Annotated in this window: 14 protein-coding genes; all 14 read right to left on the bottom strand. The window is 57.0% G+C overall.

All coding sequences use genetic code 11. From position 1 onward, the window contains the following. Positions 1–6 precede the first annotated feature (6 nt). The 14 genes from ACFQY0_RS13065 to ACFQY0_RS13000 all read right to left on the bottom strand — a co-directional run bounded on the left by ACFQY0_RS13065 (position 7) and on the right by ACFQY0_RS13000 (position 15,128). On the bottom strand, positions 7–846 hold the full coding sequence (locus ACFQY0_RS13065) for an aldo/keto reductase (RefSeq protein WP_379713075.1): 840 nt from the start codon (positions 844–846) through the stop codon (positions 7–9). Continuing rightward, complete coding sequence (locus ACFQY0_RS13060) at positions 833–2,494, bottom strand: GMC oxidoreductase (protein WP_379713073.1); 1,662 nt, start codon at positions 2,492–2,494, stop codon at positions 833–835. The genes ACFQY0_RS13065 and ACFQY0_RS13060 overlap by 14 nt, the downstream gene beginning before the upstream one ends. Beyond that, positions 2,495–3,100 (bottom strand): LbetaH domain-containing protein, encoded by a 606-nt coding sequence (locus tag ACFQY0_RS13055; protein ID WP_379713071.1) that lies wholly within the window; start codon positions 3,098–3,100, stop codon positions 2,495–2,497. It lies immediately after the preceding gene. Between the two features lie 27 nt (positions 3,101–3,127). After that, positions 3,128–3,679 carry a YdcF family protein gene (locus tag ACFQY0_RS13050; protein ID WP_379713069.1) on the bottom strand — a complete coding sequence of 184 codons (552 nt, stop codon included), beginning with the start codon at positions 3,677–3,679 and terminating at the stop codon, positions 3,128–3,130. Between the two features lie 35 nt (positions 3,680–3,714). Further along, entirely contained in the window at positions 3,715–4,902 is a 1,188-nt protein-coding gene (locus ACFQY0_RS13045; RefSeq protein WP_379713067.1) for a glycosyltransferase, read from the bottom strand. A 51-nt stretch (positions 4,903–4,953) separates the two neighbouring features. After that, a complete protein-coding gene (locus ACFQY0_RS13040; protein WP_379713065.1) occupies positions 4,954–6,444 on the bottom strand; it encodes a hypothetical protein in 1,491 nt (496 codons plus the stop codon). 87 nt (positions 6,445–6,531) lie between these two features. Next, a complete protein-coding gene (locus tag ACFQY0_RS13035; RefSeq protein ID WP_379713063.1) occupies positions 6,532–7,494 on the bottom strand; it encodes a glycosyltransferase family 4 protein in 963 nt (320 codons plus the stop codon). 283 nt (positions 7,495–7,777) lie between these two features. Next, positions 7,778–8,347, bottom strand: coding sequence for a GDSL-type esterase/lipase family protein (locus ACFQY0_RS13030; protein WP_379713061.1), 570 nt, complete (start codon positions 8,345–8,347; stop codon positions 7,778–7,780). A gap of 282 nt (positions 8,348–8,629) precedes the next feature. Then, positions 8,630–9,640, bottom strand: a complete 1,011-nt coding sequence (locus tag ACFQY0_RS13025; protein WP_379713059.1) for an acyltransferase — start codon at positions 9,638–9,640, stop codon at positions 8,630–8,632. A gap of 276 nt (positions 9,641–9,916) precedes the next feature. Continuing rightward, on the bottom strand, positions 9,917–10,456 hold the full coding sequence (locus tag ACFQY0_RS13020) for an acyltransferase (RefSeq protein WP_379713057.1): 540 nt from the start codon (positions 10,454–10,456) through the stop codon (positions 9,917–9,919). A 4-nt stretch (positions 10,457–10,460) separates the two neighbouring features. Then, the gene (locus tag ACFQY0_RS13015; RefSeq protein ID WP_379713055.1) at positions 10,461–11,609 is read right to left on the bottom strand and encodes a glycosyltransferase family 4 protein; all 1,149 of its coding nucleotides are present in this window, start codon (positions 11,607–11,609) and stop codon (positions 10,461–10,463) included. Positions 11,610–11,672: 63 nt separating this feature from the next. After that, the gene (locus ACFQY0_RS13010; protein WP_379713053.1) at positions 11,673–12,917 is read right to left on the bottom strand and encodes a glycosyltransferase family protein; all 1,245 of its coding nucleotides are present in this window, start codon (positions 12,915–12,917) and stop codon (positions 11,673–11,675) included. Between the two features lie 103 nt (positions 12,918–13,020). Then, on the bottom strand, positions 13,021–14,037 hold the full coding sequence (locus tag ACFQY0_RS13005; protein WP_379713051.1) for a glycosyltransferase family 2 protein: 1,017 nt from the start codon (positions 14,035–14,037) through the stop codon (positions 13,021–13,023). A 5-nt stretch (positions 14,038–14,042) separates the two neighbouring features. Then, positions 14,043–15,128, bottom strand: a complete 1,086-nt coding sequence (locus ACFQY0_RS13000) for a glycosyltransferase family 4 protein (protein WP_379713049.1) — start codon at positions 15,126–15,128, stop codon at positions 14,043–14,045. Positions 15,129–15,241 lie beyond the last annotated feature (113 nt).

The raw sequence follows: 15,241 nt of genomic DNA, 5'->3' as shown, positions 1-15,241 counted from the left end.
GGTGCATCATTCCCCCGCCGCCTCAGCATTGGCGGTGATATGCTCCGGCTTGAACATGGAACACAAAATCACGCTATTTGGAAAATCGCTCCACATCTGCTCAAGCACTCGATTGGGTTTGAGGCCACCCGCACCCCGCAGTGGCGAAAAGAAGACATTCGGCTGATCCCGTCGGGCTGCGAGAGCCTGCGCATAGTGCTGGCTTCCCGGTGAGTTGTTGAACTGAAGCACCTCGAAACGTGAAAAGGATGGCGCCACCATCGAGTGACTTGCCCAATCAAAAGCCAATCCCCAGCCCTTGACTTTTCCCTGCTGCTTGAGCGTCTCGGCGGCTTCCACCAGGTCGTCCAGACGCTCAATGGCTCCCAAGGGTTCGTGGAGGAAAAATAGATCAAGATAGTCCGTGCGAAGGGCCTTCAAGCTCTGCTCAAGACTTGCCTGCATCGCGGCTGGAGTCAGCGGGATGCGTTGGTGAAAGGGATCCCGCTTCGGCGTGCTTTGGATCTCCGTGGAAGAAGGCGGTCCCATGGCAGGCTTGCGCTGCCCCTTCAGTGTTCGAACGAGAGGCTTGAGCGGTCGTAGCAATCCCGCTTTCCACGTCGCCCGAATCCCAAACTTACTCGCTATCACCAGCTCCTCCCGACGTCCCGCCAGAAACCTCCCGACATGTGACTCGGCCTCTCCGTAGCCATAGGACCGGGCGATGTCGAAGTGGGTCACTCCACAATCGAGGGCGTGGCCAAGCGCCCGATCGGCTTCCCGCCGACCCACCGCACCCAGGATAGGGGCACAACCGAAACCAAGGACGGAGGAGTGGATTCCAGAAACAAGTTCAACGCTTCGCATGAGAGTTCATCAGGTGATCAGCCAATCGGATCGCAAAGCATCCGAGAAAATATGTGGGATTCGCCTGGCTCGATGTCGGAAAGACCGAACTACTACAGACATAGAGATTCCGCGTGCCCCAGACCCGTAAGTCGCGGTCGACCACTCCATCGGCCGAATGGTCGGCAATCCGAGTGGTTCCGCTTTGGTGAATGCCATCGCGGGACATCGTCCGAATGGCATCCGGCAACTCCTCGCGCGGGAACCAGTATTCCAGTTCTCCACAGCCACACTGGCGCAGCCAGTCATCGAGGATCTCATGATTTCGGATCACCGAGTCGACATCATCATCGCTCAGATCGTAACGAATCTCCAGCGTCTCCCCGTCGTCCGCCAGACTCATCCGGTTCTCCGGGTCCGGTACTTGTTCGGCATGGAAATGGAGAGCGTAGCGGTTCTCCGGATTGTAGAGAAAGATCCCCGGCAGTTTGCGTTTCAGCAAGTAGCGTCGATAAAAAACGGATGCGGGAGTCCACAAGGAACCCGGCAGGCCGCGGAGCACATTGACCAGATGTTGTGGCACCTTGTTGACTTTGCCCTTGGTGACGGAGTTGGCGATCGCCGGAGGAGCCAGCCGCTTGCCAAGCACCGGTGTGATCATCGCGAGATACATCATCGACATCGCGCCACTGCCATGGGCCGGGTCATGGTAAAGCGGGTTATCCAGCCAGATCGCCGTGTTCAGCAAGTTCTCCCGGCGAAGGCACTCATCCGACAAGCGGAACCGTCGCCGATAGTAGCTGCCATCCGGATCACGGAGAAAACCATAGTCCGTTCTCTTCGGATCGCCCTTGAATCTCACACTGGCGATTTTTCCTGATACGTGGCCTTGGTAGTACTTTCCGAGGGCAGCGGGCGTTCCTCCAAGTTGCTTGAAAACATGAGCGTTGCGGAGCAGCAGTCGGGTGCTCTCCTGAGTGCCTGCGGCAATCACAAAAGCCGAGGCCCTTATCGTTACGGACTCCCCATTGGAGCTCATCCGAAACTCAATTTCGTCGATCTGACCCGCCGAATCCACCGCACCAATGCGACGCGCTTCCGCGCCACAAAGGAGATCGAGATTGGTGGTCTCTTCGATCTCCGCCCGATAGCGCGGACCGAAGCGGGTCGGCATGCTCCAACGTTCTACTGTGCTGTCCGACACTTCACCTTCAACAAAGTACTCCGCTACCCTCGAGTCCTTATGAGCGGCCATTTCTCCGAGAGAAAATGGCCCCTCACCACATTCAAAATATCCCGATGCCCGGGCCTGATAGCCTTTGACTTCGCTAAACAGAGCCTGATCCCAAGTGCAGCCTCCACGGACGATCGGGCGATCTTCGAAGTCGACCTCATCATACATGACGCAGCGGCCACCCCAGGTGATCGAGGTTCCGCCGAGGCCCTTGTTGGTGCACTCGTAGGGGTCGTGATGGTTGCGCGGATTCTTGTTATCAATCCGATCATCCAATCGGTTCTGACCCGTCCCATGAATCGCACCGAATTCCGCCAGCAGCACGCGCTGGTCCGGGCATTTCCGAGCATACTCCAGCGCCACCATCATGCCGGCCGGACCGCTGCCGATCACGCACAGGTCATAGTGGCTGTCCTTGATACCAGAATCAGACATTCAATTCGCAGGGTTGGTGGCTTGGCCATTTGGCGGCTGATCGATGCGGGCCCGGTCACCGAGGATACGCGCGGGGTTTCCTGCATGAACCTTCCAGCTTTGTAAATCCTTCGAACTTACTGCCGCCGCTCCGAGCACCGCACCATCGCCGCAGTGCACACCGGGAAGCACCACCGCCCGCGCACAAATCCAGGCATAGGGCCCGATCTCGATCGGCTTGCTCACCAAGGGGAAGTCCACGCTGTTGAAGTCATGGCTGGCTCCGCAAAGAAACGCATCCTCTGAAATGATCGCATGGTGCCCGATCTTCACCCCGCCGACATTGTAAACATAGACGCCGGAAGCAATCGTCGCCACATCTCCCGTCTCCAGCAGCCAAGGCGCCCAGATGCGTGCACTCGGGTAAATAAAGTTGTTCTTTCCAATTCGGCCACCGAACAGGCGGATCACGGCGCAGCGCCAGCGGTGGAGAGGTTTGGGAGTCGGTCGGCAGAGCACTGTCCAGGCGAAGTTCCAAAGAGCCCGCCGCGCTTTGCTGCTGAAGCTCTGCATCGGCCTCATCAAGGCGTCGGGATGATTCGCATCGTGCTGATTCAGTAGAGCCATGGCTGGTGCATTGAAGATAAGGAAAAGTCAGAAAGGCCAGATCCCATGCCGGATCAGGTTATGGATGACGGCGATCCTTTCACGGGTCGAGCCATAGCGGTGCCAATCGTTGAGCGGCTCCGGCCGGGGGCGGAACACCGGAAAAAATTCCCTCCCCGGTTGCTCCCGCTGAAAGATCTCCATCGAGCGCGGGACATGGAACCAATCCGTCACCAGAACCACCCGCTCCGCACCGAGTCGATCGAGGATTTTCCGGGTGAAACGTGCATTCTCAATCGTCGAGGTGGCATGCGTTTCGTGAATCAATCGCTCTCTCGGCAGACCCTGGGAAATCAGCTCATCATAAATCATGCCCCCATCGCCGGTGACCAGCACAGGCACTTCTGGAAAGCGGGTCGCGAGGCGCCGCGCCTCAGTCGGTCGATCGATATTGCCTCCACCAAGCACCAGAATCGCGTCCGGCTCCCACTCCAATTCTCCCCTGACGGGATCAGGCCAGTGCCCCCACGCGACCCATGCGGTCAGGGCCACCATCAGAGCGAGGCCAAGCGTCGCGAAGACGACGGCCAGGCGTCTCAACCGACGAATCGCGGACCGGACTACCGAAGACCCCTTCATTCCACAAATGAAGGTCGCTCCGCCCGCTTACCGATCCACTCATAGAGTTGCTGGAAATCTGCAGCAATCCGGGACCAGGTGAATTTCTCTTCTACCAGACGCCGGCCATTCTTGGCCAATACCTGCAAATCGGTTTCACTCCGCCCGAACAAGGCCGCCAGACCATCGGCAATGGAGGGGACCTCCGTGCCAATCCGAATGGCGGCGTCCGCCTCAAACCCTTCTTCGAGATTGCAGAACTCCGTCATCAGCACCGGGAGATGGTACGCCCAGGCCTCCAGCACCGACATCGGCAATCCTTCGCTGAAGCTCGGCAGGATGAAAGCCGAAGCCATCTTCAAAAGTGCCGCCTTCTCCTCACCGAAGGCCGGTCCAGTGAAAAGCACCGACGCGGATACGCTGTCGGGAGCATCGATCAGATCCCCGACCGTAGGGGTCGCCCAGCTCAGACCCAACTCGTCACACAGCTGTTTCAGTTCGGCCTCGTGCCCCCCCTGATCCCAGCCAGTCACCAGAAACTTCCAGTCGCCCCGATCTTCGCGCAGCGACCACGCTCGCAAGGCATTCAGCAGCCCCTTCTTCGGATGCAGGCGCCCAAGGAAAAGCAAAAACCTCCCCTGACTGCGTCCTTTAAAATCGAGTTCGGGATTGAGCGACGGCAGATCGATCCCGTTAGGAATCACGGCAATCGGACTCTTCACGCCAAATTCGCGGATCGAGCGCGCTTCAGCTTTGCACAAGGCATGCACGCAGTCCGCCTGCCCGAGGTGCCGGCGCTCATAGAGCACGGCCGCCAGACGCTTTTTCCATCGTGAATTGGCCAGCGCCCAGGCATCCAGCATCCCGTGAGGACTCACCACGGTGGCCGCATTCTTGCCCGCCGCCCATTTCGGCACGCCGATCGAAAGATAGGTCCACAGCCCGTGGACATGGGTGACATCCGGCGACAACTGATCGAGAAGGGCTTCCAGACCCGGCAGATAGAGCATGCCAGGGAGGCGACGCGGCTTCAAGAGATGGGGCTGATCCGGCGGCCATGGCGAAAGTGCCTCGCCATCATCGGACACCGACACCACATGCGGCTCGTGACCCGCCGCGTGCTGAGCACTCGCCAGCGCACGGAGCACTTCGGAAATTCCACCACCCTGAGTGCTGACGGATTGAGAAAGGTGGGCAATGCTCACGGGTTTCAATACAAGCTTGAGCTCGTTGGAGATTCGAAAGCGGAGGACAAGTCACCCACGCCACTGGACCCGCCGGCGGGGCTTGTTACCTCGGGCGGTCTTCGGGGAGGCATCACGCTCCGTCCCTTTTCGCACCTTTCTCCGCCGTGGCGGGCGTGCCATTTGAACTTCGGGACTCCGTCCCAGGATCAGGTCACGGGCAATGAGCAGCATCAGACCAAACACAAAGGGATAGAGCACCAACAAGGTGATGTCGCGTCCCATGTTGAAGGTCAGAATCATGCCGCTGGCATACAGCAACAACCGCGCGGGGTCGCTACCCAGAAGGTCCTGTCGAGCGAGCACCGCCACCCATATTGCCATGAGCAAAGCGGCGGCCATCGGACCGAACAGCCCCCCAAAGTTCACCACCCCCTGCCCAATCATTCCGGTGGCGATGCTGGCGGCAATCCCTGCTCCCGTGCCTCCTGCCTTATCCCAGCCGAACCCCCGGGCGATGGCGTAATCCACTCCGACAAAGGGCTTGTCTTTCCACAGCCCCCGCGGAATCGGATTCACCAATTCGGCGAAATACCGCTCACCCCAGTTCGGCTCCAGGGTGCCCTGCTCAAAGAAGCTGTTCATGTAACCCAGCTCCGAGAACATGCTCAGCCCCTCGTGCTTCGTCTCCTCAGCCGCCTTGATCGCCTCATCATTTTTGAACGCTGTCGAAATCGATTGGTCGTTGCGGTTCGCCAAAACGAAGCTGAACCAGAAGTTGATCAGCATGAAGGCTCCAAGCAGGACCGCGCCCTTGACCACCAGGCCTCCCTTCACTCGGAACAAAATCCACGCCAGGATTCCTGGCAGCATGGTTGCCAGCATCGTATTGCGCGTCCGGTCGAAAATGAAAAATGGAAAGGTCAGGATACAAATCGTGATGGCCACCGTGCGGGCTTTCGGATTTCGGGCAACTGCCGCAAGCACTCCGAAACCCGCTGCGAGGAACACATGCAAATAACCCGCCAGCGAGATCACCGCATCGAAACTACCGCCCACTCTCCCCCGCATCCAGGGATCCACCTTGCGCTCGAGGTAGGGGGCAAAGAGACCCACAAAGTTGAAATCAACGCGGACCAACGCAACCGACATCAGCAGGAGCCAGCCGACGGCCAGCGCCATCGTCAGCTTATCGATCTGTTGCTGGATCGCCGGATGCTCAAGACGTCGCGTCCGGAAATAGACCATCAGATTGCTCTTCTTCCCAACAAGCTTCGCATTGATCAACTGATGCACCGGCGAGACTAGAAGGCCGAAGGACACAATGAAAATCAGCACCTGCCACCAGCCCGACTCCAGCGCGGACTCACCCATGAGGTAGATGTATTCCTGATAATCATTGTAGAGGGCATCCCCGTGATACCAGACGGCGGTAGTGGCCAGCACGACGCCCATCGGCAAGCCCCACCCACGGTCGCGGTTCTTGAACGCCATGAAGGCAAAACCCGCAAGCGCCAGAACACTCAAAAAGAAGGGCAGAGGAAATTGGAAATCTTGTTCCATAAGTTGAATCAAAAAGCATCACCCGCCAGAGGCGATCACCGGAGTAAATGGGAGCGACGAAATAATGGCGAGCGCGGGAACCACTTTTTACTGAGCACGGCCATCCATCAAGGCATCCCCCAGATCTTCCAGACGGAACGATGGTGCGCTGACCCTGGAATAACTCGCCTCACGCTGCTTGATCAGTGCGGCGGCGATCGTTTCGGCTTCAAGGTCTTCCAGCACGCTGCCGTTGACCCCCTCCGTTACGGCTTCACCACAATGAGCCGATGCCAATACCGGCAAACCGTGAGCCAGCGCCTCCAACTGCGTCAGGGCGTATCCGTCGGAAAGGGTCGGCAAGATAAACAAGTCGGCCTCCCGATAACTTTTTCCCACTTCGCTCCGCGGCAATGGACCGATCCACTTTACGTTCGGAAGGTCCGCCCATGCCATCGGATCCAATTCCGAAGGACCGGCCATCACCAACTCAATGGGCTCCTCGCGCAACAAGCGCATCGCATCAAGCAAACGGGCCACCCCTTTGCGCAGGTTCACCTGACCCAGGAACAACACGCGGAACGGTCCTTGCGAGGCTTGCCTTGTCGCACGCGATCCTTCGTCGGCACCTGCGGCACGGTAGACCAGCGGCACGACTTCCACCTTGCCGCCTCCCACGCCTTCTTTTTCCAGGCAGCATCGCGACCACTCGGAGTTGACGATGATTCGGTCCGCCAGCGCCACCTCCTCGCGCCAGAGCCGCCAGTAGCTCGCCGGAGCGGGTTTCCACTGGCTTGGCAGCTCGGGATAGCGCTGGCATTCAGCGGCAACGATGCGCTCTTCCTCAGGACCGGGGTCGATTTGCCCGAGCACCGTGTTCCAGCCCCGCTCTTTCGCCAGACGAAAGAGCTCCAGAGCAGCGTAGCTGTAAGAAAACAATGTCGGCACCTCTCCCCCTTCAAAGCCCTGCTTCTCCATCCTCCTCAGGAAAGCCACCGCCTGATTCTGATAGAGAGAATTGCGGGCGATCGTTCGCGTCCACCCCTGGGTCTTGCGGAGCCGATGTTCCATTTCGAACCTCAGCATCCGAACATTCGGAGCCCACACGGACGCATCGCTCAACTCCGGGTGCCATCGGTCCTTCAGCCGCTGAAGCGAAGGTACTCGCCCAAGTGCTGAAGTCGGCGGCACCCAGAAATCCGTGATCAGATGTGCCAACTTCCCACGCCCATGCAAGGAGCGCGGAACCGCATAATGCTCGCGCCCGCCGATTTGACTAACAATCCAGGTCATGTTGATGAGGAGTGGGGCAGAGGGAAATCGATAGTCGGACTATTGGACCCGCGATCGGCTGTTATTCCTCGCGGCTGCCGATTTGCCGAACCATGGGTTCGATCAGGCGAGCCCACTCGCGATAACCGTCACCATTCAGATGAATCCCGTCCAAAGTGAAACGCTCGCTCAGAAATCCCTCAGGAGCCAAGACGTGATTGAGGTCAATGAATGTCGCGTGTTCGTGGCGATCACAGTATTCCCGCAACCAACGATTCAACTCCGTAACCCGGCGTCTTTTCTCGAGGCCAACATTGCCCCCTTGGAGAATCGTCGATTGAACAAAGACATGGATGTCACCGGTCTCGCTCAGCCTTTTGATGATCTCTTGATACCGATCACGCACTCTTTCCACGCTCTCCCCCACCATGAAGTCATTAACCCCAATCATCAGAAACACCCCGCCCGGACGACGCTTGATCACTTCTTCCAATCGCCCCCTCAAGCCAAAGGTTGTCTCTCCGTCGATTCCTCGATTGACAATCGACACTCCCAAAAAAACCTCCTGCCATTCTGCTGAAGCCGTCAACGAATCACCGAGCATGATGACGTCCGGCCGGGTATTGAGCCCTTCGAAATGAGAAACCTTCATGTCCCGATGGGGATTCGCTGATGCGTCGAGGTGATAGCGATTCCCGTGGGACGATAGCGTAAACTTCAGAGACTTGAGTTGGGAAAACGGGAAAACCTCATATTTCGCCACGGCAAACCCCCACGCAAAGAACCCGCAAGGCACGATTCCCACCATCAACACGACCTTTATCAGGCCGCCTTTTTTCCATATTCTCACCTGTTCCTCGTGGGTTGATTTGAACGATGTGCCTGGTGACGGATCCCGGGGTCGGCTTGAGGGTCAGTCAATGGGTTACATCGATCAGCACTTACCCGCCTTACGTCTGCCAAAACCGTCGAAAAGCCAGCCCAGTCCAACACTTCGGGCGATTCCGACAGCGGCAACGGATGACAAGGTCGCCAGGATGAAAACAGAAATCACCCAGACCGATTCCTCAGCAGCAAATCTCATCGAAATCACATCCTGGAATCCCTCGATGAAGAAAACATGAATCAGATAAATTCCGCCCGAAAGCGCGGCCAGCCGATTCAGCCTATCAGGGAAACTCACTTTGCCACTCTCCCCAATGAGCATCGCTCCAAAAAACAGCAAAACTCCCGACAACCCCTCAAGCATGGCATCACGCGGACCAATCACCGACCAGGCCATGACCAAGGCACCGAGGATCAAAAATCCCATACCCCAAACCGCTTGGATGCCAGCCCGACCAGTCAGCGACACGCGCCGCACCAAAAATCCGATCGCCACCGCCCAGAGCGCGGCAGGCACAGACCACCAGGCAAGCTCCGCCAGGTAGCCTCCACCGATCCACCCAGGAGGAATAAATTCATAACCAACAAGGCATGCCACAGCAGCTAGAGGGGAAAACCACATCGGTGGCTTGAGCGCGATTCCAAGCGCCTGCACGAGGTGAACCAACAGAAGGAAAGGCAAGAACCAAAGATGGTGGGCAAAACCATCAAAGAAGAGACTCTGAAGAAATGTGGAGGGGCTTTGCTGGAATGATCCATTCATTACTGCGCTGGCAACAAGCCTCACGACAAGATAGAAGACATTCCAGATGAGAAACAGCGGGTAGAGTCTCCAGAAGCGATCCTTAATGAACTGAATGGGTTGGTTTTGGCAGCTTGGGCCACCAAACCATAGACTCGCACCTATAAAGAAGGGAACCGCCCACCGCATCCATCGGGAAGTTTCAGACATCTCCGCTCCTCCGACCGTGTGAAGCCATACGATTGCAATGGCTGCAACCAGTCTCCCAACCTCAACGGCCTGATTACGGCCGCGCTTGGATTCAAGCTGTGGTGGCATAAAATTCTATTTCGCTCTATCAGGATCAGAAAACGGATTCTCAGGTCAGAAGTGAGCAGTGAGCAGTGAGCAGTGAGCAGTGAGCAGTGAGCAGTGAGCAGTGAGGCATCCACCATCCACCATCCACCATCCACCATCCACCACGAACCACGAACCAAGAACCAAGAACCAAGAACCAAGAACCAAGAACCAAGAACCAAGAACCAAGAACCAAGAACCAAGAACCACGAACCCACCCCACCTATCATCTTCCCGTTTTCAGCAATTCAGCCATCCTCACCCCAACCAGGGCCGGAAGCTCAGCTCATACGTCAAATTCCGTTCGCGCTCGCCGATCTTCTTTGCCGGATTGCCCGCCACGATGGAATAGGCTTCGACATCTCTGGTGACAACGGCGCCGGCCCCCACCACCGCACCTTCTCCAATAGTCACTCCCGGGAGCACCATCGCGCGATAACCAATCCACGCCCGATCCCCGATCACCACCGCTCCGCCTCGATCTTCGAAATCGGGAGATTGCGGGTCGTGCCCGAGGGTCAGGATGCCGGCGTCTGGCCCGATCGAAACGTCATCGCCCGTCCGGATCTCGAACTTCCGACCATCCAGCAGACAGCCAAAGTTGATCACGTTGCGTTTACCCAGATGGACTTTTCGCGCATTCAGAAAGCGGCAATCAAGTTGCACGGCGCTGCCTTCGCCAAAGGCACCCAGGCAGCGCTTCAGATAGCATTCCCGCATCCAGCGTGAGGGAATCCGCCCGACCACGCGGTGATAGAGATAGCCAATCAGGGCGCCTGCCATGGGACGGAGATTCATGATTTCAAAGATCGAGTGCTCTGCTCACCAGCTCAGCATTTTTCTCCCAGCTATTCTCTTCAAGATAGCGCTCCCACTCGGGGGCGGCGCCTTGATCCAGAATTTCACGCATCCCACGGGCAATCTCGTCGGCCCGATCAGGCTCGACCCATGGCCCTAGTTGATAGTTCTTCACGGCGGTCGACAGATTGCTTTCTCCACAGGAAGCAACAACGGGCCGCCGGTAGCGGGCCGCCACATTCAGAACCCCCGAAGCGGAACGAAAGCGGGCTTCATAGGTCAACAAAGCGAAATCGGCCGCCTCGAAATAGTCCGCCACTTCCTCGGGACTCGCGAAACCGACCTTCCATCGACAGCGATCATCAACACCGAGACGCTCCGCCTGCTTCTGGTAATCCTCCGAACGCACATGCCCGGTTCCAGCCTCCGTGCCTACTACCAACAGGTAGGCCTGAGGTAGCGTGCTCAGGGCTTCAAGAATCAGATCGAGATTCTTGCCATCACGCAAGTGACCAAAGCTCAGAAACACCTTCGCCTGCTGCGGAATTTTCAACGCAGCACGCGTTTCAACCCTACTCCGGTTTGCTTCCGGAAAGAAATAAGGTCCATGTGGGATTACCGTCTGCTCCAAGTCAAACTTTCGGACTCCTGTATCGAGCTCAATCGGGTGGTGCAAGAAGACGGCATCGAGGAAGGAATAGCCCTCTGAAATTGACCAGCGGTGCCACCAGTTCGGCCCCAACACGAAATCGCGCACTGGATCATGAACCACCGCACCGAATCGCACTCCGAGACGTCGAAGTCGACGCATCCGCCATGCCCACAATGGCGCAAGATACTCACCGTAAGAGGCCAGTAATACCCGCTTGCAACCGCGCTCCCGGATTTGCCTCACGAGGATGATGTAAGCTCCCAGAAGAAGCCAGACAGGAGTCATCAATCTGAATAGTAGCAACTTGGACCGTTTGCCGCCAGCCGGCAAACAGCGCTCCTGCCGATAAGCCACCGCGCGATGCGGATAGTCTGGAGGGCACAGCATTAAAACGGGAATCCCCCTTCGACCCAATGCCTCCGCTTGATGGTGCGCATAATCGGCAATTCCACCAAAAGAAGACGGGCAAAAAAGCAACAAACCAGAATGACTTTCAGTCATGAGTGCGGACCTAATGCGACTAACATCCCAAGCATTCCCCGGGATTTCTCGCATCCCTTGGGTTCAGGTGAAATGAGTGCGGAAGCTTTCCGCTTTATGAAAGACAGCCACCTCAGCGGCACCGTTGACTGCGGCTAATTTCAGTGACGGGTAGCAGTCGAGCGCATCACGCAGCGCCTTGACGACCGACTCGACACTTTCGTCACAAATGGGAACGCCGCCCCCGACCAGATCCACCACCTCTTGCGTCCAGGTGTGAACGCTGTAGATCAGCGGAATACCCTTACCGGCCGCCTCGATCGCCACCCGCGAAAGCCGTTGATGGTAGGATTCACTGCGATACGGCAGGATCACCAAATCCGATCGCTCGAGCAAAGCGGCATAGGCAAGCGGATCAAGACTCTGATTGAGGAACTCCACTCGGGGGTGATTCACCAATCTCTCATCCGGACTCATGCTGCTGCCATCCGGCAAATCAAAAGGCTCCGGCCACTGCATGACGAATCGCAGCCGCTTCGCCCACGGCTGGTCAATGACCTCCAGGATCGCATCGTGCAACAAATCACTCCCCTTTTCATGCCGGGCATAACCCGGGCAAGTGATCGTTAATAATGGTTCTTGGTTCTTGGTTCCTGGTTCTTGGTTCCTTGTTCCTTGTTCCTTGTTCTTGGTTTCGGGTTCTCTCCCAATTTCAGATTTCAGCTTTTCCTCTTCAACTGGATGCGGAAATAGCGTCGCTGGGAGCCCGGTAAATCGCTGCAACTCGTCACACATGCCCGCCGTCTCGCCGGCCAGGATCACGCGTCCGCTTCTCACGGCCGGAGCCATCGCCCGAAAGGCCGCACGGGCAAGCTTCGAGGAGAAATTCTCAGGAAAGATCGTCGCCTGCCCCGGCCCGACATACTGACCGAAGCCCTGCACAAAGAGTAGGACGAAGCGCGTCGATGAAGGAATGAGGCGACTCCTCACCAGGGCTGCGAAAGCCAGCAAATGCTGCATCCGCATCGTCAACGCCAGCACTCGATCGTAGGGCGGATGATGCTTCAGGAATTTCAGCGTTTCCCGATAAAAATACCAGTTGTGTAAGAGTCCCCCCACCTTCCCCTGGCTTCGCGAATCCCGCCAGCAGTTGCGGGAATACCAGGGGGTGCCGCCGACTCTCGACAGCGTCTCGGGCGATGCATCGCGATGCGCCAGCACATCAACCGTATCGCCCATCTCGCGAAACTTGCCGGCAAGATCTCCAATGTAGCTGGGCCAATGACCCGCTCCCGTTTCGAGTGCTTCTTCTGTGATCAGGATGCGCACGATATCATGATGGAGTTCGGGAAGCGACCAAATTAAGCCCAATGCCTAACCTCGGGGTGCCGATCCCAATCCTGATCTTTCAAACCGCTGGATTGGATTGCAGTCAATGATTCGATTGGGTAGCCCGCATCTCCCACTCCTTGAACGCAATCTCTTGCTCTTCATCCATCTTGCCGACTCGGAAACAAGGGTGAGCCCGACCGCGGCCGAGACGACATTCGAGGCCCTGTCGCTTCTTGTCGAGTTGTTGGACGAATCGGTAAAGCCAGAGGGGACTGGCTCCTTCCAACCCTTGTCGGATCCTGGTTTCCAGCTCAGGTTCCTCAATATCGAAGGTCTGCATCTCGCGCAGGATTTCGGCAAGCCGCCCTCGATAGCCGAACCATTGACGGGGGTCGATTCCCTGCTTGCGACAACGCTCACCGGCACGCAGAAGAAATTGGGCCCAGTGGAGAAGATGCCTCCGACGACCCGCATCCAAGTCATTCCCGGATATCTTATCGCTGTTATCGCTACGGTAAAGTTCCAGGGTGCCAGGCGAATGCACCACCTTGGCCCCGGCCAGGAGGCACTCGAGAAACATCATTTGATCTTCGGCGACCCATAGATCTTCGGGAAACCCACCCGTTTGCTCCACGATGGTGCGTCGGAATAAACAGGCGTGGGGAACGATGGACCAGTTTGTGAGAAGCGCCTTGATCAAGTCGCCATCCGGCAAACCATGCTGCTGAAAAATGTGATTCTCAGGCGCAAACCCGTTCTCGCTGAAGCTGCCTTTTACCCACGGCCCATAGGCAATGTCCGCACCGCTCTCCTCAAGAGCGCGGACTTGTACTTCGTGCTTGTTCGGAAGCGCCACATCATCGCTATCGAAAAAGTGAATGAACTCGCCCCGGCTCTCCTTGAAGCCCCGGTTACGCGCCGCCGCCGGGCCTGCATTCTGCTGACGGATTATTCGAACCGGATCTCCAAATGACTTCGCAATTTCAGCCGTTCGGTCGCTCGAGCCATCATCGACCACCAGAATTTCAAGCGCGGGTAGCGACTGGTTTAGCAAGCTTCGCAATGTCGTTGGCAAAAGCTCTGCTCGATTGAAGGCCGGAATGACAATGGAGATCACGATCGTTAGGAGACAAGCTCTTCAAGAAGCTTTAGAAGCTTACCCGGCGGGTCACTCAAAACTAAATCACGGGCTCGTTCATGGGCGGCCTGGCCCATATCATCCCACCGGCCTCGTGAGTCCCAGGCCCGCTGCAGCGCTGCAGAGAAACTTCGAACCGTCGGGGCTTCAGCAATGAATCCATTTACTCCGTCTTCGATGATTTCAGCATTACCTCCGACGTCGGTAGCGATGACGGGTCGACCACACATCATCGCTTCGACTACGACCAGAGGTGTGCCTTCGCCACGTGAGGGAAGCAGAAGTGCATGGTGTCCTCCCCAAAGAGTTTTCAAATCCCGAAGATACCCCGCCATCTTCATCTTGGAGCCACATCCGTTCAGCGCAATCAGATCCGCGATATAGTCTTCTTCCGGCCCCACCCCAAAACAATCCAGTTGGCAATCCCTATCCCTCCATAGGGGCATTGCCATCATCTTGGTGAGAATATCCTGCCCCTTCCAGGCCGTTTCAAGCCTTGCCACGTTTGCGAATTGAACCGATCCCATTTGTGGAAAAGGGAGAGGCTCTGGTAACACTAATCGAGAAGCATTGAGAATCACCGTTGCAGATCTAATTTTCGCAGCGAGTTGCACCTCAAGCTGGTGCTGGTTCTCCTGACTCACGAAGACCACGTGATCCATGGCCGCGAAGGTCGAACGGCTCACCTCCCGGTTTTCGACCTTTAGACGATCGGAGTTGAAATGGCAGAAAAAAACCTTTTTGCCGCTGCATTTCTCAACCAATAGAGCTAGGATCTCGTTGTATCCAAGATCAAACGGCGAACCTGCATTGATCAGCAATACATCAGGCTGGAATGAGAGAAGTTCCTGATGGTCGTCCTTCAGGCGGTTCTTGAGACGGTGAAGTCGGACGGGACGAAAGGGTCGACGCGCCGAACAGCGAAGTCCTTTGTCAATAAGTGAGCGGCAGGGTTCCGAGGCAATCACCCGGTGATCCGCCGCCACAATCACTTGGTGTCCATGCCCTAGTGCCCTCTCAGCCAAGTGGAACCACACCTCTTCGGTGCCGCCCCAGGCATAACCACTCATGGTGGAGAGAATCGCGATCCTCATGACCTTCTCAATTGGCTCCCTCTTCGTGCCACCGCCTCAATAGTATTTTGGAAGGCGGCTTCGGCGCGATGCGCTCTAAGAAGTTTAAG

The organism is Haloferula chungangensis, from assembly GCF_042664875.1.
GTDB classification, from domain to species: domain Bacteria; phylum Verrucomicrobiota; class Verrucomicrobiia; order Verrucomicrobiales; family Akkermansiaceae; genus Haloferula; species Haloferula chungangensis.
This window is presented reverse-complemented; position numbering and strand designations above follow the sequence as displayed.

Coding starts and splice junctions, on each gene's coding strand:
- ACFQY0_RS13000 (WP_379713049.1), bottom strand. CDS start 15,128: ATGAGTGGTTATGCCTGGGGCGGCACCGAAGAGGTGTGGTTCCACTTG.
- ACFQY0_RS13035 (WP_379713063.1), bottom strand. CDS start 7,494: ATGGAACATCGGCTCCGCAAGACCCAGGGGTGGACGCGAACGATCGCC.
- ACFQY0_RS13065 (WP_379713075.1), bottom strand. CDS start 846: ATGCGAAGCGTTGAACTTGTTTCTGGAATCCACTCCTCCGTCCTTGGT.
- ACFQY0_RS13040 (WP_379713065.1), bottom strand. CDS start 6,444: ATGGAACAAGATTTCCAATTTCCTCTGCCCTTCTTTTTGAGTGTTCTG.
- ACFQY0_RS13030 (WP_379713061.1), bottom strand. CDS start 8,347: ATGAAGGTTTCTCATTTCGAAGGGCTCAATACCCGGCCGGACGTCATC.
- ACFQY0_RS13055 (WP_379713071.1), bottom strand. CDS start 3,100: ATGGCTCTACTGAATCAGCACGATGCGAATCATCCCGACGCCTTGATG.
- ACFQY0_RS13015 (WP_379713055.1), bottom strand. CDS start 11,609: ATGACTGAAAGTCATTCTGGTTTGTTGCTTTTTTGCCCGTCTTCTTTT.
- ACFQY0_RS13060 (WP_379713073.1), bottom strand. CDS start 2,494: ATGTCTGATTCTGGTATCAAGGACAGCCACTATGACCTGTGCGTGATC.
- ACFQY0_RS13025 (WP_379713059.1), bottom strand. CDS start 9,640: ATGCCACCACAGCTTGAATCCAAGCGCGGCCGTAATCAGGCCGTTGAG.
- ACFQY0_RS13020 (WP_379713057.1), bottom strand. CDS start 10,456: ATGAATCTCCGTCCCATGGCAGGCGCCCTGATTGGCTATCTCTATCAC.